Below are 20,368 nucleotides of genomic sequence, written 5' to 3'. Positions count from 1 at the left end.
TAATTCCATGCGGCTCAGACTTACAGACCGCCATGACCGAGCTAAACTCGTTTGGTATCAGCCCGATGATGAATTAACGAAACAAGGGATCCGGCACGATGACGGTAAAAACAATTCTGCTTACAGGTGCCAGCGGCCGTATTGGGCGCACCTATTTTAATAAGATGCGCGAGACCTATAACTTTATTCTTACTGACCGGAACGTACCGGACTATGAGATCGAATCACCTCACCGGTTTATTGCCGCGGATCTGTCGACGCCGGGTGCGGCTGCAAAATTGCTGTCCGCTGAGCCACCTGATGCGATCGTGCACCTGGCCGGGATTCCAGAAGCCGATGCGGAATTCGAACAGCTCTTGCCGGCCAACATCCTCTCCATCACCTGGCTGCTGGAAGCGGCGGCTGCCACCACATGTCGTCGCTTTGTTTTTGCCAGCAGTGCCCAGACCATTGAAGGATATCCGGTTGACGTGCAAATCTCTCCGGGTATGGCCGTCGCGCCGGCCAATCTGTATGGCGTCACCAAATGCTACGGCGAGGCACTCTGTTCTTTTTATGCCACTCAACATGGCCTGTCATCTGTCGCGCTCAGGATCGGCGCCTTTGAAACCCGACATGCGGATGCACTCAACAATGCCCGCGACTACAGCGCCTGGCTCAGCCCGGAAGATGCCGTGAAGCTCATCACCTGCGCGATTGAAGCGAGGGATATAACCTTCTTTATCGGCTACGGCATTTCAGATAACCGCTTTAAGCGATTCGATCTGTCCGAGACCCGCAAGGTGCTGGGTTACCAGCCGGTCGATGATGCCTTCCGTGAGTTTTATCCCGGGCCGGAGCTTTTCCGCTAACCGGATCACGCCCGTAGCCTGATAAAGGTTTCATTAAAGGTTGTGGGCCGATTGGCCGATATACGCAGTCACAACCTTCTTTACCTGAACGCGTCATCGATAATTCCCGCTCAATTCTGCAGGCAAAATGGCATCGTAGAAACCGCTGTCAGACAGGCCCGCGTCAGCAAACACCGGATCCAACCATCATGAACACTGTGATCAAACCTACCCTCTCCGCCGTTTGGTCCATGGACGCCCAAGGCTTATGCATCGCCAGTCAGGAAAGCCCCGCAGGCCTGATGCCTGCGCTGAAAGGCGTCACGCTTTGTGCCTGGCTAAGGCTGGCACAGGCAGATGATGATGCGAAGATCGCGTTGCAACTGGCTGCGGCGTTGGAATGTGTGAAGCCTTTTAGTCTCGAAGTGCCTATCCAATGCCTGGACGGAACGACGCGGCGGGTGATTGTCTCCGGCCTGCCGGATCGCCAACCCGGTGTGCCTCGCCTGCGTTACAGCGGCTTTATTCTGGATATCACCGCACAGCGCAAAGCGCTGGAAGACGCGCTGCGCACCGCGGCGGAATATCGTCTGTTGATTGAAAACAGTACGGATTTAATCGCCCACTGTGACGCGGACGGCAGGTACGTTTCGATTTCGCCCTCTTACAGCAAAATGATCGGCTGGTCAGCCGATGAGATGACCGGCCAGCGGGTGGTGGACTTCCTGCATCCCGACGACCGCGCATCCGCCACAGAAGTATTGGAACACCTCTTCAACGGCGGCGAATTGCCGGACGTGGTTGAGGTGCGCAAGTTACATCGCGATGGCCATTACATGACGCTGGGCACCAAGGCCTGCAGCGTCAGCGATCCTTCCTCAGGCAAAAACATCGGCGCCGTGCTGATTTCGCGCGACATTACGCGTGATAAGGAAAGGATGCGGAAACTCGAAAAGCTGGCGACTCACGATACGTTGACCGGATTGCCCAATCGGGCCTGGATCAACGAACAGGTTAGCTGCATGCTCTCGCAGGGCGAAGATCGGGCCTGGACAACGGTGCTGTTTATCGATTTGAATGGGTTCAAGGCGGTCAATGACTCGATGGGGCACGCGACGGGAGATGTCCTGCTGCAGCGGGTCAGCGAGCGGCTACAACACTGCATGCGACCGGGCGACTCGGTAGCACGTATGGGCGGAGACGAATTTGTGGTGGCAGCCAAGTGCAGCAATCGCGAGGTGGCGTCGACAATTGCCCAACGCCTGATCGACAGTTTGATAGAGCCCTTTTCTATCAATGGCATCAAGGTACAGGTCGGGGCGGCAATAGGCATCAGCCTCGCACAGTTTGGCACCGCATCGGCCAAAGTGTTATTTGATAATGCCGATAAAGCCATGTACCAGGCGAAGGCCCGGGGTGACGGGTCTTATCAGTTTTTTGAGCCACCCGCAGAATAAAAAAAGCCGCCTTCGTGAACTGGACCCCGTTAAATAGTGAGATCCACGTCAGGAAGGCGGCAGATTTAACTGAAATAGCAAAGATCAGTGCGGGCGTCGGTCGGGTTTGTTAACACTCTCCTGGACATACAAGGTGCCATCGCTGTGCAAGGTGCCGATACGGCCCGCCTCCAACAGCATTGCTTCTAACACCTCTTCCAGTGCATCTGTACCATGACGCGTTCGCAACAGAACAATTTGCTGACATATGGTTTCTTTACACGTGCCTCCGCGCAAGGCGGATGTGAGCATCAACGAGGCCCACCTTTTGACTTCCGGGTCTGTGAGCATAAGACCTCCTTCACCCATTATTGGGTAGCTAAAGTATAGCTCAGCTGGGCCTTAAGGATGGACGACGAACAGGGATTTACAGTGCGGGCAAAGTAGCGTTTGTTCACGGTTCACTTTGGCGAATGACTGTTGTGATGATTTACCGCAAACCGGGCATTTTGTTTGAGAGGTCCCTTTGGTCATTCTGCCCATGAGCTGATTTAAGAAGGACATTATCGTCGACCTTTTTGGTGAATGGGCCTAATCATACCACCGCTGATTATTTTTTATTCTGTTCGTTCTCGCATTCTGCATGAAAGCCCTGCTTTGCTAGTGCTGCCAGTTTGGCAACGCCCGTTGGTATCAATGTTGCATCAGCCCTGAACGTCATTACGGCAACATTTTGCTTTCAGGGGTTGGTATGAATTTAAATACTTATAAATATTTCAATGAGGTAGTGGCCAGCGGATCGATTCGTCGCGCCGCCGATCGCTTGCACGTCGCCCCGTCGGCCATCAGTCGCCAGATCGCATTACTCGAACACAGCCTCGGCGTTATGCTGCTGGAGCGCACCAACACCGGTATCCGGCTGACGCCCGCAGGCATGATGCTGGAACGCTTTACCCGAAAAATGGTACGGGATTTAGATCGTATCCATGAGTCGATTAAAAATTTAAAAGGCCTGCGCGAAGGGGAAGTCAAAATATGGGTGATTGAAGCGGTGGTTCAGGCGATATTACCGCGCATAGTGACTGAATTTAATGAAAATTACCCAGCCATTCAGTTCTCCATATATAGCGAATCCTCCGACCGGACAATTGAAGCGATCATGCGCGATGAGATTGATATTGGCATCGTTTTTAACATGGGTGAACGACCCGGCATCGAGGTGATTAAACGCTGCGCTGCACCAATTCAGTGCCTGGTGTCACCGAAACACCCGCTAGCCGACCATGATTCTCTGACGCTGGAAGATATTTGCGCCTGGCCAATCGCCCTGCCCGTCTCCAGCTTCGGTCTGCGTCAGACCTTCGATAAAAATATTCGCAACCTGCATCTGAATCCGCAATCGATTGTGAACACCAATAATCTTGAGCTGACCAAAGCAATGGCGATGGCGGGCAGAACCTTAACCATCGGCCCAGAACAGATCGCCACCAAAGAGATCCAGCAAAATCTGCTGCGCGCCATTCCCATTGAAAACGAGGCGATGCAATCCGCCACCATCGAAATCTGCGTGCATCGCGATCGCTCTCTCTCCTTCGCTGCCCATCAGTTTCTGAAGCATATCTGCAAAGAGATTGGTTAATTCTGCCAAACCGGCGGGCGTTCTAAAACAGTCAACGCGGCGTGCTGCATTAGGTATTACATCACCGCCCGGCGGGCGTGATATTTATTTAGCCATCGAAGACTTCACGCACCTGACCTGGTCAGGCAAGACGCTAACGAGGGTAGAACCATGCCGAGCATCATGACTAACGGGATACTGACCCACTATGAAATTCAGGGCACGGGTCCGGCCATTGTCTTTGTCTCCGGATTGGGCGGAACGGCGGCCTACTGGCAGCCGCAGATTGCGGCTTTTGCCAAAGACTTCACCGTTCTGACCTACGATCAGCGCGGGTCTGGCACGACTGAACATCCCGCCGGACCATACAGCATTGAAACGCTGGTCGACGATCTGTTTTGTCTGCTTAGCGAACTGAAGCTGGAACGGCCGATCCTGATTGGCCATTCCACGGGTGGCGCCATCGGCCAGATCCTCGCCGCGCGTCATCCTGACCTGCTGGCCGGCATGGTGATGTACGCCAGCTGGGCGAAGTCGGACCGGCATTTCAACTGGTGTTTCCGTATGCGCCGCGCGCTGCTTGTGGGCAGCACGGTGGAAGAATATGTACATGGCAGCGCATTGTTCCTTTACCCACCGGATCATGTAAGAGCCAATGCCGAGGTGTTGTCCCCAGCGTTGTTGGCCTCGGCCGCCAAATTTCCGCAGCGCGAGGTGGTGCTCAGCCGCATTGACGCCATTATGGCGCACGATGCTATCGCCTGTTTGCCGCTGATCGCCATCCCGACGCTGGTGCTCTGCGCACAGGATGACGTGCTGACCCCACCTTACCAGTCGCGCCTGCTGGCTGAGGGCATCGCCGGATCGGAACTAAAAATCGTCCCGCAGGGCGGACACAGTCTGTCTGAAACGGAACCCGCATTGTTTAACCAGATTACGTTTGGGTTTGTGGCAGCCATCCACAGCCCGGCAAACGGAGGTGCTTATGAGCAACCACGAATCGCGTAACGTTGAGTTTGGCGTCTTTCTCCCGGTCGGTAACGGCGGCTGGATCACCTCTACCAACAGCCCTCAACTGCCGGCGACCTATGATTACAACCGCGACGTCACCGTGCTGGCGGAGCAATTAGGATTTGATTTTGCCTTGTCGATGGCGAAATGGCGCGGCTACGGCGGTCCGTCTAAACACTGGGACGTCACGCTGGAAAGCCTGACCACCATGGCGGGACTGGCGCAGGCCACCAGCCGAATTGGCGTGTGGGGAACGGTGCATACCATGGTTTTCCATCCGGCGGTAGTGGCCAAAATGACCGCTGTGCTCGATCAAATCTCTAAAGGGCGCTTTGCGCTGAATATCGTTTCGGGATCCAATCCCACCGATCAGGGGCAGATGGGGCTGTGGATGGATCTGGATCATGGCGAACGCTATGAGCTGGCGGCGGAATGGCTGGAGGTGCTTAAACGCCTGTGGACCGAAGATCGGGTCGATCATCAGGGTAAGCACTACCAACTGACCGACTGTATGTCGAACCCTAAACCGGTTTCCCCGCCACCGATCATCTGCGCCGGCGCCTCCGACCGGGGCTTCCTGTTCACCATCGAACATTGCACCGGCAGTTTTATGCTCGGCTCAGACCACGACGATTTTATTAAAACCGGCCTGCGGGCCAAAGAGCTCGCGGCGCAGCAAGGTAAACCCGACTTCAAAACGTACGGGCTGTTTACCATCGTTCCGGGCGCAACCGATGCTGAAGCGCAGGAGCGGGTGGCCTTCTATGACGCCGGCGTCGATACCATCGCGCTGGATAACCAGACGCGTGAATATTCCGGCGATAAAAGCTTCAAGCAAAACACCATGGCTCAGCGTTTCGTTTCGCAGGGTGAGCAGCGTAATTCGATGACGCGCGCCGCACTGGTTGGCTCTCCGGAGACGATCGGCAACAAGCTGGCGGCGATTGTTAAAGGGGCACAGCTGGATGGCGTCACTGTGATTGTGCCGGACTTCATCGATGACCTGCGCACGGTCGGCACCGAGGTGCTGGAGGTATTGGAGCTGCATGGCGTCGATACCAACGCCCGTGCCTGGCAAAAATCTGTAAAGCGTTGATCGGTAGTCACCTTCAGGCTGGGCCTGTCTCAGCCTCTTATGAATCACCTTTGCCGCTTCGCGGCTCGCCAGGAGTTGAGCTATGAAAATGAAAATGATGTTGGCTTTTGCGGTCTCCTCAGCAATAAGTTACGGCCCGGTTGCGCACGCAGATGACAGCAAACCGCGCGTTGCCGCGTTGTTTACCCAAACCGTCAGCCAGGGCTCTTGGGATATGGCCGGCTATTCCGCATTCAAATCCATGGCGACCAAAGACGGTTTCGCCCCCAGCTATCTTGAAAACACCACCTATGAATCCGCGCCTGCGGTGCTGCGTCAGCTAGCGTCGGATGGCGTGAAGCTGGTTATAGCCCACTCATCCGGCTATTCCGCGGCGATCAAGGAAGTGGCCCCCGCCTTCCCCGGCACCCAGTTTGTACTCTATTCCTACGAGAGCACTACGGCGAACCTGCCGAACTACTCCGCCTGGTCGGTCGACTGGGATGAATATGGCTTTGTGCTCGGTGTGCTGGCCGCGTCTGCCAGTAAGAGCGGACATATCGCGGTGATTAGCGGTGAACCGATCCCGTCGGCTGAACGCACCGTGCAGTTCATCAAAAAAGGGGCGGCTTACGTCAACCCTAAAATCCAGGTCGACTCGGCCTATGTCGGCTCCTTCACTGACGTGGCCCGCGCAAAAGAAATTGCTACCGGCACCATCGCCCGTGGCGCCGACTTTATCATCCCAGCGGCAGATACCGCCGATGCCGGTATTCAGCAAGCGGCCGATGATGAAGGCGTACTGACTATCGGCTCCTATACCGATCAATCAAAATCCTTCCCGAACGCGATCATGACCTCCACGGTGATGAACTTTGACAAGTCGTATGCCGATATCGGTAAGCACTTTGCTGACCACCAGCTGGGCAACCGCATTATCACCGAGAATTTAGCCACCAATGGGTGGTCGCTGAAAACGCCGTTTGCCCATGTCGGCAAAGACGTTGAAACGAAAGTGTTTAAGGTGATTGACGATCTGAAGGCTGGCAAGATTAAGATTGAGGAATAGCCGCATGTCCAGCCCCGTCATCGAACTTGATCACGTCTCGAAGCGCTACCCAAACGGTTTCGTCGCGCTGAATAAGGTCTGCATGTCTTTTTATCCAGGCGAGATCCACGCGCTCCTGGGCGAGAACGGGGCCGGCAAGTCGACCTTGATGAATATTCTGTACGGCGTGCACGAACCGAGTGAAGGTGGCGTGCTTATGGCTGGACGCCAGGTGATCCACCGCCAGCCTGCCGATGCGATAGCCAATGGCATCGGCATGGTTCATCAGCACTTCAAGCTGGTCAGCCCGTTTACCGTTGCCGAGAATCTGGCACTGGTTGCCAGGGGCGAACGCCGTAAAGCGCTGCGGCGGGACGGGGACATTCGCGCCTTTATGCAGGGCTATGGCGTCGATCTCGATCCGCACGCCATCGTCGGGCAGCTACCGCTGGCATTGCAGCAGCGCGTCGAGATCCTGAAAGCGCTGGTGAATGACACCCGCGTGCTGTTGCTGGATGAGCCCTCCACTATCCTTACCCCGGCTGAAATTGTGGCGCTGTACGACACGGTGCGGCGTATCTGTAAAAAAGGCACGGCGGTGGCGGTGGTGACCCACAATGTCGACGAAGTGCTGGCTAACGCCGACCGTTACACCATTCTCCGGCGCGGCAAAACCAACGGCACGGGCATGACTAAAGACTGTCGTGCTGATGAGCTGGTCGAAAAGATAGTTGGCCGTGCGGTCGCCAGCGGCACGCGGCTGGGCAGCCAACGCCAGCCCGGCATTGAGCGGATGCACGTCAGCGGGGTCAATTTACGTCCTGCCAGTGGCTCGCCCGGACTGAGCAATATCAACCTGACGCTACGCCAGCAGGAAGTGATTGGCATCGCCGGGGTGGAAGGCAACGGGCAAACCGAACTGTTTGAACTGCTGGCGGGCCAACGAGTGCCAGAGAGTGGCGAGATCACCCGCTGCGGCGAGGAGGTGACGGTGGCGCTGGTGCCACAGGATCGCCATCACGAAGGGTTATCGCTGGATTTGCCGGTTAGCCATAATTTGCTCTATCCGAAAATTATGCAGGGCCAGTACCGCCGTCTGGGGCTGCTTAACCATGCGGCCATTGCTCAGCGCGCCGGCGAAATGATCGCCCAATCCGATATTCGAACCCACTCGCCGACTAGCCCTGCCCGCGCCCTTTCCGGGGGGAATCAGCAGAAGATCGTGGTAGCGCGGGCGATGGCGGAATCGGCGGCCATCATCGTGGTTTATCAGCCCACGCGCGGGCTGGATATGGCCGCCGCAGAAGCGGTGTTAATCCGCCTCACCGAAGCGGCAGATGCCAGCACTACCGTGGTGATTATCTCCTCCAATATTGAAGAATTACTGCGCATTTCCGATCGCATCGTGGTGATGAACGGCGGCCGTTTTACCGGCGAAGTCGCGGGAGATGAGATGACTATTGAGCGAATCGGCACGCTGATGACTCAGGGTCAGGGCGTGCCGTCGCAAGCAGCAAGGGGTGAACATGTCTGAATCAATCAATCCACTGACCGAATCCAGCGCATCTTTGCGTCGCGTTATCGCCAGGCTTAGCGCGGCCAGTTCCTTATGGGTCACCCTCAGCGCCTTTATCGGATCGGCGATCCTCGGGCTGGGGTTAATCGCCGCAATGGGCGTGCCGCTACATTCCGCCATCAGCGTGGTGTGGGATGGCGCGTTTGGCTCGGTGCGCGCGCTGTCCGATACGCTGGTGTTTATGACGCCGCGGCTGCTGGTGGCGCTGGGTGCGCTGGTGGCCATTCGCGGCGGCATGTTTAATCTGGGTGGCGAAGGACAGCTGCAAATGGGCGCCATCGGCGCGATGTTGCCGTTTCTCGCCTTCGGCGATATTGGCGCTGCCCTGCTGCCGCTGGCGATCCTCAGTGGTGCGCTTTGCGGTGCGTTGTGGGGATTGATCCCCGCCGTGCTGAAAGTCTGGCGTGGCATCGATGAAATCATCGTGACGCTGATGATGAATTTTATCGCTATTTATACCCTCAAGTATCTGGTGCAAGGGCCGATGCGTCCGGCGAATTCCAACTTCAATATGTCCGCGCAGTTACCGGCTGATGGCGTTTTTGAACAGGTGATTGCCGGCACACGTCTGCACTCTGGCGTGTTCTTGGCCCTGATGATTGCCCTCGCCGTCTGGGTAATGCTGGAACATACCGCATTTGGTTTAAAACTGCGGGCCAGCGGCCAGAGCCCGCGCTTTGTGCAGTTTCAGGGTCAGTCTGCGGCAAAAAATGTGATTTCCAGTATGGCGATTTCAGGTGCAATTAGTGGACTGGCCGGGGCATTTGAAGTACTGGGCGTGCAGTACCGTCTGATTGACGGCTTCTCTTCCGGCTTGGGGTTTGAAGGGCTGGCGGTCTCTTTCCTCGCCGGTCTTGAACCCTTCGGCGCCATCATCGTTTCGCTCTATTTTGGCGCGATCAACAGTGCCGCGCTGGCCCTGCAAAGTACCTTTTCGATCCCGGCGGCGTTAGCGGATGTGCTTGGTGGCATGCCGATTATTTTCCTCGCGACCATCAGTGGCGTGATGTTGGTGAAAGGGAGGCCGGTATGGAATTCGACGCTGTAACTCTGGCCCTGTTTTTTGCCGGTGGGCTGAGGCTCTGCGTGCCGGTGATGCTCGCCGCACTGGGCGAAACCGTTTCTGAACGGGCGGGCGTGTTCACCATCGGGCTGGAAGGTCTGATGCTGTTTGGCGCGTCTGCCTCGGCGCTGGGACTGGCAGTAACCGGCTCGCCGATGCTCGCTCTGCTGGCTGGCATGGCGGGCGGACTGCTGGCGGCAGCGGTGCTGGCATTCGCCACCGTTTTTGCCCGTGCCAACCAGATTGTGATGGGCATTGGCTTCAATTTGTTGGCCATCGGCGCGACATCACTGATTCGGCAACTATGGCTAAGCGGTGCGCCGGCAAGCGGCTCAATGCGGTCCGTCTCGATGTTAAAACTGCCCTGGCTGTCGGATATTCCGGTGGTGGGACGCGCCCTGTTCTCGCAAAGCCCGGTGTTCTATCTGGCGGTGCTGGTGGGCATCGCGCTGTGGGTATTGTTCCGCTTTACTCGCGCAGGACTGTTGCTGCGGGCGGTGGGCGAAAATGCATTATCCACCGATGCCGCCGGCCACCCGGTATTACGCCTGCGCTTTTTTGCCGCGTTGTTCACCGGCCTGATGGCGGGACTGGGTGGCGCCTATTTGTGCATCGTCGCCTCGGGCGGGATCTTCGTCGACGATATGACCGCCGGTCGCGGCTATCTGGCGATTGCCATCACCATCTTTGCCCGCTGGAAGCCGCTGCGGGTGCTGATCGTCGCTGTGGTGCTCGGCCTGCTCGAGGCCCTGCAGTTCCAGGGGCAATATCTGGGCATTGATATCGCGCCGTCGCTGTTAATGGCAATGCCGTTTGTGGTCGCGCTGTTTGCCTGGATCATGATGGGTCGGGCGGGCGCGGCACCGGCAGATTTAGGTCGCCCTTTCCTCCGCGGATCGGGGCGTTAATCACTTAACACCGTGGGCGGAAGCCCCAACAGGAGTCAGAGATGAATCAGGCAATAAATCCGGAAGGTTGGATCATTGGCAAAACTGCGACCGGCCTCAATCACCTTAACTGGGGCGTGAAGTCGGGCAACCATATTTCCGTCGCGGGCATGCTCTCGACCGATCCGATTGATGGCAGCATCGTTGGTGAAGGCGATATTGAAGTACAGACGCGCCGGGTACTGGACAGCATCAAAGTGGTGTTAGAGTCGGCCGGCAGCAGCATGGATCACGTGGTGATGAATCAGATCTTCCTGCGTAATCTGGACGACTACCATAAATTCAACGAACTGTACGTCACCTACTTCCCGGCTATTTTGCCGGCACGTTTTTGCGTCAAGCTGGAAATGGTCAGGCCTGAGTTTCTGGTTGAGATTGCTACCACCGCCATCATTCCAGCCTGACGACATGGGCCGTTCGCGGAGCGGCTAAGCTTACTGCTCCGCAAGTGCAACCAAGAGGATTTGCCAGATGCAATACCGTTATATGGGCCGCAGTGGGCTAAAAGTCTCAGAGATTTGCCTGGGCACCATGATGTTCGGCGGAGTGACCGACGAGGCCACCTCGCGGCAGATTATCGCCGCCGCACGCGACAGCGGAGTCAATTTTATCGATACTGCCGACGTCTATAACAAAGGCGAGTCAGAGCGCGTGGTGGGGCGGGCGATTGCCGCCGAACGCGATCGCTGGGTGCTGGCAACTAAAGCCGGTAATCCGATGGGCGAAGGCCCGAATCAGGGCGGCATGTCACGTAAGTGGATCCGCGAAGCGGCCCATGCGTCACTGACCCGCCTGGGCACCGATTACATCGATATCCTCTATATGCACAAAGCGGATTTCAGTGCCCCGCTGGAAGAGATGGTGCAGGCCTTCGCCGATTTGATCCGAGAGGGCAAAATCGGTTATTTCGCCGTATCCAATTTCAAAGCCTGGCGGCTGGCAGAAACGGTACGTCTGGCCCATCAGGCCGGCATCGCTGGGCCGGTCGCTACGCAACCGCTTTACAACCTGGTCAATCGTGAAGCAGAAGTAGAAATTCTGCCTTCTGCTGCGTATTTTGGCACCGGCACAGTTTGCTACAGTCCGCTGGCGCGCGGCATTCTGACCGGCAAGTATCGCCCGGATCAGGCACCCGATGCGGGCAGCCGCGCCGGACGAGGCGACCCGCGCATGTTGCAAGCGGAATGGCGGCCCGAGTCGCTGCAGGCTGCGAGCGAGCTGGCGGCGTACGCCGAACAGACCGGACGTAAACCCGCGCATCTTGCCCAGACATGGGTGATGCGTAACAGCCTCGTGACCAGCACGCTACTGGGTCCGAGAACGTTTGAGCAGTGGCAGGACGGTATCGCCGCGATGGCGTGCGACTGGACGGCTGAAGATGAAGCCTTTTGCGACCGGCTGGTTTCGCCGGGTAAAAGCTCCAGCCTCGGTCCGGTGGACAGCCATCACCCGATTGAAGGTCGCGTCACTCGCAGGTGACAGGCATAACATTTTAACCCATTACCGATTGTTAAAGGTTCGTTCATGACAGAGTCCAGAAGTGCCCCTGGCAGCATAATCCCGCCAGTAACCGAAGCGGCAGGCAATGTTGCCGATGCGTATCGCGGCGGGATGCGCCTGCTGCCAGCCGGTGTATGCCTGATCACCACTCATCACGACGGTGTGCACAGCGGCATGATTGCCACCGCCGTAACCTCGGTCAGTGCCGAGCCGCCAACCTTGCTGGTGTGCGTTAACCGCAATGCGTCGATGTTTGCAATGATTCAGGAGGGAGGCCGTTTCTGCGTAAATGTGTTGTCGAAAGAGGCCGTTTCACTGGTGGATATTTTCAGCAACTCCAGCCGTCGGGCGGAGCGCTTTCAGACCGGTGACTGGAGCTTTTCAGCGCAGGGCGCGCCGATCTGTGCCGAAGCGCTGGTGTCGTTTGAATGCCGTCTGGCAAAGATTGTTGACTGGCACAGCCATGGTATTTTTCTTGGCGAAGTGACCGGTGTTACCCATCCTCGTGCCGATGCCGCGCCGCTGCTGTATATGGATCGCCGTTTCCATCATCTTAACGAGCTGGTGGTGACGGAAGTCTGATCTCGGCTGGTGACCGCCCTGACACACGGTCACCGGTTCAGAAACATGTTGCCAGAGCGGAGGATGTTGCAGAAGACGTTGTTCAGAGCGGCAACATAATAACCAGATCGATTTCCAGCATCAGTTCCGGCTCAGCGAGTGCCGATACCTTGAACAGCGTGCTGGCGGGCAATTCCAGCCCGGCGAAGAAGCGCTCACGCACCGGATGAATTTCGGCCACCAGCGCCAGATTGGTCACATAGGTAGTGGTTCGGACAATGGTATCGCGACTGACGCCTAATCCTGCCAGTAACCTGTCGATATTGGCGTACACCTGCTCAACCTGTTGCCGCATATCGCCCACCCCAACGATTCTGCCGTCCTGATCCCAGGCGACCTGTCCGGTAGGAAACACCGGTGTGCCGGGCCGGATTTTGATGTGGTTGTAGTAACTTCTGGCCTTCAACCCGTCAGGATTTATGACAGTCATAACGATCCCCAATGCACAAAAGAACATCAACATTAGCAGATTGAAACCGGTTACCGTAGACGCATTTCGTCCACGCGGCGTTGCTGATAAGGCAACGCGCTGTAAAGGAAGATGATTGCTAATCTGACCTTGCCCAGACCTTGTCGGTGAAAAGCGGAGCTTTATAACGAGAAAAGGCCGCCGAAAGGCGACCTCTTTAAATACTGCTCCCCATCCGGCGCTTATCTCCGGCACTCGCATTGGCTTAGCTCTTGAAGGGGGCGAGAGAGATTATCCCGCAATCCTTAAGATGATTCTTAGCACTTCTTGCTATCGTTATTATTAGCCTGCTTACTAATTAATTATTGCCCTGCCCGGCCTAAAGCTGACTAAACTTTGATCAAGGCTGTCTATCTGATGAGATCACTGTATGGTAGTCGCCTTATCGCCCTATTCCCGAACATGCTGGGTACTCCTACTATCCGGCAAGTGAGAAGAAGCCCACCTTCGAGTGGGCTTTTTTTCGTCCTGATAGAGGGTAAAACGGCGCAGATAATACCCCCCCGCCCGGGGCAGTCATCGCCTTAGTGATGCAGCATTTCGTCAACCACCTGCTCGTCCGTCATCTGGAACGGATAGTAGGTCGGCCAGCTGTCCATTTCGGCCAACAGCGCCTGTTGGGAGGTATTGCCGGTAAAAATATGGAAATGGGACGATTTACGCGGACCGATAATATGGTCGCTGAACTGCACGAATTTCGGCGCTTTGCTGCTGGCATCATGACATTCAAACAGATAGCGGACGCCCTTCTTACCAGAGACATAGTTCAGGATTTTGTAGCCGGCATAGTCATACTTACAGCTGCTGACCTGCTCGCCCACGTGGAACTCCATGGTGCCATTCTCGATGCCGATGCTCTCTATGTTGGTGGCATAGCCTTTGCGGTAATAGGCTTTAACATCCTCGAAGGTTTTACTCTTATCCTTTTCCGCTTTCTTCCTGAAAACCGGATCCAGTTCGCCTTTCAGTAACAGGGGATAAACGGATTGCCACACGCCATCCCAATCTTCGAGCTTGCGATCCTTCACGTTTTTGTCGTCAAACACCCCGTCAGCCGCCTTCTGCTCGACCTCCGTCAACGGCGTACCGTGCGAATGATGACCATGTGACAGCGCCTGTCCGCTGACCAGAAGACTACCCAGAGCTAAAGCAAATTTTCCAAAGTGACCAGCCAAAATTGAATCCTCGAAAAGTAACAGAGGATTAAATGTTATGATATAACATATCAAAGCTCAACAAGATGTGTTGAAAACGCCTCTGGCGATCGTAAAGCAAGGCCAATTCAGCGCGAATTCAGGACGAAAAAAAACCGCGCTGATGGCGTGGCTCCCGGTATCGGGTATGGCGCACGCCATTCTGGCGGTTTGTCAGAGAAATCAGATATCTTCTCGTGGATCTACAGGCTCATCATCATCTTCAACGGGATTTTCTACATCGTCCGTGCCTAATGGTAATCCGGCTTCATCCTCATCTTCATCTTCCTCCACAGGGAACTCTGCATCATCTGGGAGTGGTTCAAGGTCATCGGGACGTTCAGACATACTCACCTCCGTTACCCCATATGGGTGTGTTAACTATAGGAGGTGAATTCCCGCAATTGATGCCGGACATCACACATCAGGGCGAAAGAAAAAATAAGCTCAGGCCGGTGATGTTGGCATATCACGGCCCGGGTTGAAGCCGCTTCAGGCGGCCCTACTTCGGCTGGGGCAAGATCTCCAGTGAATCACCACCCGCTGCGGCCAGCGCCTCCTGATCGAGTTCGGCATCAGCCTGTTCGATAAGACGCGTCACTTCCAGCAGGTTACGGAATTCGTTCAGCAAAATATCCGCATCGGATCTCAGCACATCATCTTGCGAATCAAGTACCGAATTGATGGCTTTGTTAACGCTCTCCACCATTCGGGTCATACCGCCGTTTTTACCCACCGTCAGCGTCAATGCACCGATCAGTAAGGACTGCGCTTCCACCTGTGCGGTTAACTGCTTGGATTCCGCATCCATTTTTGAAATTTTAGCGAGCATGCTAAAGATAACGTTTTTCATTGAAGGTTCCCCCTGGAAACGAAGGATATCTTACCGCTGTAGAAACTTTACTCAAGATGGGCGAGAAGATTTAATACCGCGAATAAAGCAAGCAGCGGGTGAGCGCCCGCTTCAATCGATAACAGGTGCGGTATTGTGAGTCGGTTAGCGGCGCAACAGCGCATGGCGGAATGACAAAATATGCACTTCCGCCGCGTCGGCGGCGGCCTGCCCGTCCCGTGCGGCCAGCGCGCTGATAATCGCCCGATGTTCCTCAATCACTTCCTGCATATGCCCTTCTTTCGACAACGAGCTGGCCCAGAAGCGCTGCGATTGCGCATGCAGCACGCTAAGAATATCCATCAACATCTTATTGCCGGAAATTCTGGCCAACAGCTGGTGAAACTGGTTATCCAGCAGCATCATCTCGTCACGATCGCGGCACTCGCTGGCCGCTTCAATCTGCTGATTAATGGCGTCGAGTTCTGACAGTTCCTGAGCCGAAATACGCGAACTGGCCAGCCGCATACACAGCATTTCATTCGCCAGCCGGACGTCAATCAGTTCTAACGCGTCATCCACGGACAGCGGTGAAACCATCACCCCTTTGCGCGGAATAATCTGCAACAGCCCTTCGTTGGCCAAACGGTGGATGGCCTGATTCACCGGCGTCCTGCCCATCGCCAGGTCGCTCATCACCTGCGCGGTATTCAGATATTCCCCTGGCTTGTAACCCAGGGTGACCAACGCCTGCCTGAAACGGCTATACGCCTGTTCGTTTAACGATAGCCCTGACTGTTCGCTCACCGGTCGTTCCTCCGTTTCTGTGACATCAGTCTTCATATCCAGCGCCTGCTGAGAAGATTTTTAGACATTCTACACAAAACATGGCACGGAAATCGCTTATTTGATAAATGAAGTTATAGTGAAATTTCACTGTGTTTTCTATTCAATCAGCAAAAGAGGCGTTTCCCGATGCAACTTACCTTCACACTGCCATCAGCTCATGGTGTTGATAATCATACAAAAAACCGCACCGAAAGCCTGACGGTCGACATCAACAAGTTGGTGATCGCCGGATGGGCAGGACGCGATCCTGACGCTATCGCGCACCATATTAGTGAACTGGAAGCGCTGGGCGTGCCCCGTCCGAGTGCAGTTCCCCTCTTCTATCGGGTTGCCGCTAACCAGCTGACACAAAGTCATTCGGTAGAAGTGATTGGCGCCGCCAGCTCTGGCGAAGCGGAAGTGTTTATCTTCACCCATCACGGCGAGGTGTTTGTCTCACTGGCCTCCGATCATACCGATCGTGAGCTGGAATCGCACAGCGTGGCGCTCTCCAAACAACTGTGTGTGAAGCCCGTGGCGACGCAGGCCTGGAGAATGACTGAAGTCGCCGGGCACTGGGACCAGCTGATCCTGCGCGCCTGGATAAAAGAAGACGGCGAATTCCGCCTGTATCAGGAAGGCACGCTTGCCAGCCTGCGCAAACCTGATGACCTGCTAAGCCGCTATCTGCCTGATGGTGAGGTGCCGGCTGAAGGACTGGGGATGACCTGCGGCACCGTCGCGGCAATAGGTGGCATTCGTCCTGCAACGGAATTCCGTATGGAGCTGGTTGATGAGCAGTTGGGCCGCCGCATTTGCCACGACTATCACAGCCTTGAATTACCGGTTATCGCCTGAGCCTGACCCCGATCGTCACCCTTTAAAACTGGGAGTATCGCCATGAATTCTTACCCCTCTTTAAGCCTGCAACAGGCCATCGAACAACTGGAGCTTGGTACGGTGACCTGCGTCCAGCTGACTGAACAGGCACTGGCGGCGATGACTGCTCGCGAAGGTGAAGGTTCGCGGGCCTTTATCCAGGTATATGCGCAGTGGGCACGCGAGCAGGCTGAAGCCTCGGCTCTGCGCCGGGCCGCCGGCAACGCGCTTTCGCCGCTGGATGGCGTGCCGGTGTCGATCAAGGACCTGTTTGACCTGCAGGGTGAAGCCACCACCGGCGGCTCGACCGTGCTGGCGGATGCGCCCGTCGCCGAATCCCATGCGACGATTGTCGACAAGCTGCTGCAAGCCGGTGCGGTGATCGTCGGTAAAACCAATATGACCGAATTTGCCTATTCCGGTCTCGGGATTAATCCGCACTACGGTACGCCGGCAAATCCCTGGGATCGCGCTGCACGCCGTATTCCTGGCGGCTCGTCTTCCGGTGCCGCCGTGTCGATCAGCGATGGCATGTCTCTCGGGGCAATCGGCAGCGATACCGGCGGATCGGTGCGTATTCCGGCAGCGTTCTGCGGTCTGACCGGCTACAAACCCACCGCACGCCGAATTTCAATGGCCGGCGTACTGCCGCTTTCGGCGTCACTCGACTCTGTCGGCACCCTGGCTCACGACGTCTTAAGCTGCGTCGCACTCGATGCGGTGATAGCTGACCGGCCGTTATCGCTGACGGTAAAAAACCTTGCCGACGCCCATTTTGCAGTGCCTCAGACGGGGGTGCTGGAGGGCCTGGATACCCAGGTTGCCGCAGCGTTTGAGCGGGCGGTGCTGACGATTAAGCAGGCGGGCGCACAGGTATCTGCCATTCCGCTGACGGAAATCGCCGAGCTTTCCGCCATTAATGCCAGCGGGGGATTTACCGCGCTGGAGTCCTGGCAATGGCACCAGCCGCTGATAGCGCAACGCGCTGAAGGTTATGACCCGCGCGTGGTCTCGCGCATTCGTCGCGGTGAAGCCCTGGGGGAAGCCGATCGCCAGCGGTTGGTGGAACAACGCGCCGACTGGCAAACGCGCGTCAGCCACATCGTTCAGCAGTACGACGCGCTGTTAATGCCCACCGTGCCGTTTATTGCCCCGCGCATTGCCGATCTGGAAGCCGATGAGGACGCCTATTTCCGCATCAACGGCGCGGCACTGCGCAATCCGTCGGTGATCAACTTCCTTGATGGCTGCGCCGTCTCTTTGCCTTGTTCGGCAAAGGGTCAGGCACCGGTCGGCTTAATGGTCGCGGCGTTACCCATGCAGGACGACGCGCTGATGAGCTGGGCGCTGGCGATTGAGACCGTGCTTAAAGCACACCAATAACAGACAGATAACCGCAAACACCTCTTCTCACCATGACACTGAAAACGGCAGGACTAATGATGACTTCTCCAAAAAATCAGGGCATGCTTTTTGTCGCCACCGACGTCGCCGCACAGGATGAAGCGGATTTTAACCACTGGTACGATCGCGAACACGTTGAAGAACGCGTAAGAATTGAAGGTTTTCGCTCTGGTACGCGCTATCAGTCGCTGCAAGGCGGACGCAAATATCTTGGCCTGTATAAAACCGACTCGCTGGAAAGCTTCACCTCCCCGGCGTATCACGCGGCCTTCACGCAACAAACGGCCTGGTCGCAGGCCTGTCTGCAAAAAATGCAGTCGCCGATGCGCCGGGTGTGCACCATCAGCGCCCAGGTTGGCCTGGGCTCTGGCAGCCATCTCGCCATTTTGACCCTGGCCGCGGGCATCGCGGAAAGCAACATTGCCCAACTGGGTGAAACGCTGTTCGCGCAGCCTGGCTTCATTCATTCCAGCCTGTTAACGCCGGACGCGACGCTCAGCACACCGCTGCCGAAAGAATCCCCTGACAACCGGCAGCTTCTGCCGATGATGCTGATTGAATCCAGCAGCGCTGAAGCCTCGCAAAGGCTGGCGTCCCAGGCCTGTGATGCGCTGGCACTTCGCCACAATGACGTCATGCATTACGCGCTCGGCTGGCAGTTGACCGCGCAGGAGGTGAAATCATGAGTGTGTCATCTACTGATACCCTGCGGCCAAAAACTGCCAGCGCTGAACAGACGCCGCCCAAAACCGGTCGTCTGGCGGCGGCCAGTTCAATCGGCACCGCGCTGGAATGGTATGACTTTACCGTCTACAACATCATGGCCGCGCTGATTTTCAACCACGTCTTTTTCCCGTCGTTTGACCCGCTGGTGGGCACCATTCTGGCCTTCTCAACCTATGCGGTCGGCTATGTCTCGCGCCCGGTTGGCGGCATGATCTTCGGTCATTTGGGCGATGTGCTGGGGCGTAAGTTCGTGCTGGTGACCACGCTGGTGATCATGGGCGTCACCACCGCGCTGATGGGCCTGCTGCCGGGCTACGCTAGTTGGGGGATCTGGAGTCCGCTGCTGCTGGTCAGCCTGCGCTTTATTCAGGGCATCGCACTGGGCGGCGAATGGGCGGGTGCGGTGTTGCTGTCGATGGAGCATGGCAAACCGGAACAGCGTGGCCGCAACGCGTCATTCGCTCAGGTTGGACCGTCCTGTGGCACGCTGATTGGCACCGGATTGATCACGCTGGTGACGGTGTTCCTGTCGCCAGAAGACTTCCAGCAATGGGGTTGGCGTATTCCGTTCGTACTCAGCCTGCTGCTGGTGATTTTTGGTTTATGGCTGCGCCGTGGCGTTGGTGAAACGCCCGCTTTCCTGGCGTTAGAAAAAGCGAAAAATACCACCCACACGCCGGTCAAAGAGGTGTTTACTCACCATCTGCGTCCGCTGCTGGTGGCGGGCGGCGCCCGCATCGGCTCAGATGTGCTGTATGCGCTGGTGGTGGTGTTTACGCTGACCTACGTCACGACCGTGCTGCACCTGCCGCGTCCGGTGGCGCTGATGGCGACCATGCTTGGGGCGCTGGGCAACGCCATCACCGTACCGATGTTTGGCGCGCTGTCCGATCGGTGGGGACGTCGCCCGGTGTACATCATGGGCGCGGTGCTGGCGATCGTCTGGTCCTTCGTGTTCTTTATGCTGCTCGACAGCGCCCATCCGGTATTGATCTGCCTGGCGGTGATCGGTGGCCTGCAGGTTCACGCCATCATGTATGGCCCGCAGGCGGCGTTTGTTACCGAGCAATTCCCGACCCGCGTGCGCTACGCAGGCTCTTCGTTAGCCTATACGCTGTCGGGAATTGTTGGCGGCGGCTTCGCGCCGCTGATCATTACCACGCTGTTTACCGAGTTCAGCACCACGTTAGCGGTATCCTGTTATGTCTCGGTGGCGCTGATTGTCACCTTACTGGCGGTGTTGGCGGCGAAAGAGACGGCCAAAAAACCGCTGTAACCCCGCGTTCTGCCCCTTGAAAACGGAACTTGCGCC

22 protein-coding genes are annotated in these 20,368 nt (G+C 56.5%); 16 read left to right on the top strand and 6 right to left on the bottom strand.

All coding sequences use genetic code 11. From position 1 onward, the window contains the following. The first annotated feature begins 98 nt into the window (after positions 1 to 98). Together EBC_RS07505 and EBC_RS07500 are read left to right on the top strand one after the other, a co-directional pair. Complete coding sequence (locus EBC_RS07505) at positions 99 to 851, top strand: NAD-dependent epimerase/dehydratase family protein (protein WP_013201192.1); 753 nt, start codon at positions 99 to 101, stop codon at positions 849 to 851. Between the two features lie 188 nt (positions 852 to 1,039). Continuing rightward, complete coding sequence (locus EBC_RS07500) at positions 1,040 to 2,287, top strand: diguanylate cyclase domain-containing protein (protein ID WP_041691937.1); 1,248 nt, start codon at positions 1,040 to 1,042, stop codon at positions 2,285 to 2,287. A gap of 381 nt (positions 2,288 to 2,668) precedes the next feature. On the opposite strand, the gene EBC_RS26110 is transcribed toward EBC_RS07500, so the two are convergent. Further along, positions 2,669 to 2,830, bottom strand: coding sequence for a YnfU family zinc-binding protein (locus EBC_RS26110; RefSeq protein ID WP_225309779.1), 162 nt, complete (start codon positions 2,828 to 2,830; stop codon positions 2,669 to 2,671). 187 nt (positions 2,831 to 3,017) lie between these two features. Here EBC_RS26110 and EBC_RS07490 point away from each other — a divergent pair, with 187 nt between their 5' ends. From EBC_RS07490 to EBC_RS07445, 10 genes are all read left to right on the top strand, one after another. Continuing rightward, the gene (locus EBC_RS07490; protein WP_013201190.1) at positions 3,018 to 3,905 is read left to right on the top strand and encodes a LysR family transcriptional regulator; all 888 of its coding nucleotides are present in this window, start codon (positions 3,018 to 3,020) and stop codon (positions 3,903 to 3,905) included. A 150-nt stretch (positions 3,906 to 4,055) separates the two neighbouring features. After that, positions 4,056 to 4,892, top strand: a complete 837-nt coding sequence (locus tag EBC_RS07485; protein WP_013201189.1) for an alpha/beta fold hydrolase — start codon at positions 4,056 to 4,058, stop codon at positions 4,890 to 4,892. Further along, entirely contained in the window at positions 4,870 to 5,991 is a 1,122-nt protein-coding gene (locus tag EBC_RS07480) for an LLM class flavin-dependent oxidoreductase (RefSeq protein WP_041691936.1), read from the top strand. The genes EBC_RS07485 and EBC_RS07480 overlap by 23 nt, the downstream gene beginning before the upstream one ends. Positions 5,992 to 6,073: 82 nt before the next feature. Continuing rightward, a complete protein-coding gene (locus tag EBC_RS07475) occupies positions 6,074 to 7,039 on the top strand; it encodes a BMP family protein (RefSeq protein WP_013201187.1) in 966 nt (321 codons plus the stop codon). Positions 7,040 to 7,043: 4 nt separating this feature from the next. Next, positions 7,044 to 8,552 carry an ABC transporter ATP-binding protein gene (locus EBC_RS07470; protein WP_013201186.1) on the top strand — a complete coding sequence of 503 codons (1,509 nt, stop codon included), beginning with the start codon at positions 7,044 to 7,046 and terminating at the stop codon, positions 8,550 to 8,552. Next, positions 8,545 to 9,642: an ABC transporter permease gene (locus EBC_RS07465; RefSeq protein WP_013201185.1), complete on the top strand. Its 1,098-nt coding sequence runs from the start codon at positions 8,545 to 8,547 to the stop codon at positions 9,640 to 9,642. Before EBC_RS07470 ends, EBC_RS07465 begins: the two co-directional genes overlap by 8 nt. Then, the gene (locus tag EBC_RS07460; protein ID WP_049789586.1) at positions 9,624 to 10,565 is read left to right on the top strand and encodes an ABC transporter permease; all 942 of its coding nucleotides are present in this window, start codon (positions 9,624 to 9,626) and stop codon (positions 10,563 to 10,565) included. Before EBC_RS07465 ends, EBC_RS07460 begins: the two co-directional genes overlap by 19 nt. Before the next feature lie 41 nt (positions 10,566 to 10,606). Then, entirely contained in the window at positions 10,607 to 11,008 is a 402-nt protein-coding gene (locus tag EBC_RS07455) for a RidA family protein (RefSeq protein WP_013201183.1), read from the top strand. Between the two features lie 67 nt (positions 11,009 to 11,075). Beyond that, a complete protein-coding gene (locus EBC_RS07450) occupies positions 11,076 to 12,083 on the top strand; it encodes an aldo/keto reductase (RefSeq protein WP_013201182.1) in 1,008 nt (335 codons plus the stop codon). A gap of 45 nt (positions 12,084 to 12,128) precedes the next feature. Continuing rightward, positions 12,129 to 12,686 carry a flavin reductase family protein gene (locus EBC_RS07445; protein WP_013201181.1) on the top strand — a complete coding sequence of 186 codons (558 nt, stop codon included), beginning with the start codon at positions 12,129 to 12,131 and terminating at the stop codon, positions 12,684 to 12,686. Between the two features lie 82 nt (positions 12,687 to 12,768). On the opposite strand, the gene EBC_RS07440 is transcribed toward EBC_RS07445, so the two are convergent. The 5 genes from EBC_RS07440 to EBC_RS07425 form a co-directional block, all read right to left on the bottom strand. Then, a complete protein-coding gene (locus EBC_RS07440) occupies positions 12,769 to 13,155 on the bottom strand; it encodes a RidA family protein (RefSeq protein ID WP_049789585.1) in 387 nt (128 codons plus the stop codon). Positions 13,156 to 13,718: 563 nt separating this feature from the next. Further along, on the bottom strand, positions 13,719 to 14,369 hold the full coding sequence (gene zinT, locus EBC_RS07435) for a metal-binding protein ZinT (RefSeq protein WP_013201179.1): 651 nt from the start codon (positions 14,367 to 14,369) through the stop codon (positions 13,719 to 13,721). Positions 14,370 to 14,570: 201 nt separating this feature from the next. Further along, positions 14,571 to 14,735 carry a hypothetical protein gene (locus tag EBC_RS25705; RefSeq protein WP_157868009.1) on the bottom strand — a complete coding sequence of 55 codons (165 nt, stop codon included), beginning with the start codon at positions 14,733 to 14,735 and terminating at the stop codon, positions 14,571 to 14,573. Positions 14,736 to 14,889: 154 nt separating this feature from the next. Next, positions 14,890 to 15,240 (bottom strand): anti-adapter protein IraP, encoded by a 351-nt coding sequence (iraP, locus tag EBC_RS07430; protein WP_013201178.1) that lies wholly within the window; start codon positions 15,238 to 15,240, stop codon positions 14,890 to 14,892. Positions 15,241 to 15,384: 144 nt separating this feature from the next. Then, positions 15,385 to 16,062, bottom strand: coding sequence for a GntR family transcriptional regulator (locus tag EBC_RS07425; protein WP_013201177.1), 678 nt, complete (start codon positions 16,060 to 16,062; stop codon positions 15,385 to 15,387). 132 nt (positions 16,063 to 16,194) lie between these two features. Between EBC_RS07425 and EBC_RS07420 the strand changes: the two genes are divergently transcribed. From EBC_RS07420 to EBC_RS07405, 4 genes are read left to right on the top strand one after another with little or no spacing between them, the layout of a single operon-like run. Further along, positions 16,195 to 16,905: a DUF2848 domain-containing protein gene (locus EBC_RS07420; protein ID WP_013201176.1), complete on the top strand. Its 711-nt coding sequence runs from the start codon at positions 16,195 to 16,197 to the stop codon at positions 16,903 to 16,905. A 42-nt stretch (positions 16,906 to 16,947) separates the two neighbouring features. Beyond that, on the top strand, positions 16,948 to 18,309 hold the full coding sequence (locus tag EBC_RS07415) for an amidase (RefSeq protein WP_013201175.1): 1,362 nt from the start codon (positions 16,948 to 16,950) through the stop codon (positions 18,307 to 18,309). A 59-nt stretch (positions 18,310 to 18,368) separates the two neighbouring features. After that, positions 18,369 to 19,016, top strand: a complete 648-nt coding sequence (locus tag EBC_RS07410) for a DUF4286 family protein (protein WP_013201174.1) — start codon at positions 18,369 to 18,371, stop codon at positions 19,014 to 19,016. Next, positions 19,013 to 20,332: an MFS transporter gene (locus EBC_RS07405; protein ID WP_013201173.1), complete on the top strand. Its 1,320-nt coding sequence runs from the start codon at positions 19,013 to 19,015 to the stop codon at positions 20,330 to 20,332. The genes EBC_RS07410 and EBC_RS07405 overlap by 4 nt, the downstream gene beginning before the upstream one ends. Positions 20,333 to 20,368: the final 36 nt, after the last annotated feature.

Origin of the sequence: Erwinia billingiae Eb661 (assembly GCF_000196615.1) — a bacterium.
In the GTDB taxonomy this organism is placed as follows: Bacteria; Pseudomonadota; Gammaproteobacteria; order Enterobacterales; family Enterobacteriaceae; genus Erwinia; species Erwinia billingiae.
This window is presented reverse-complemented; position numbering and strand designations above follow the sequence as displayed.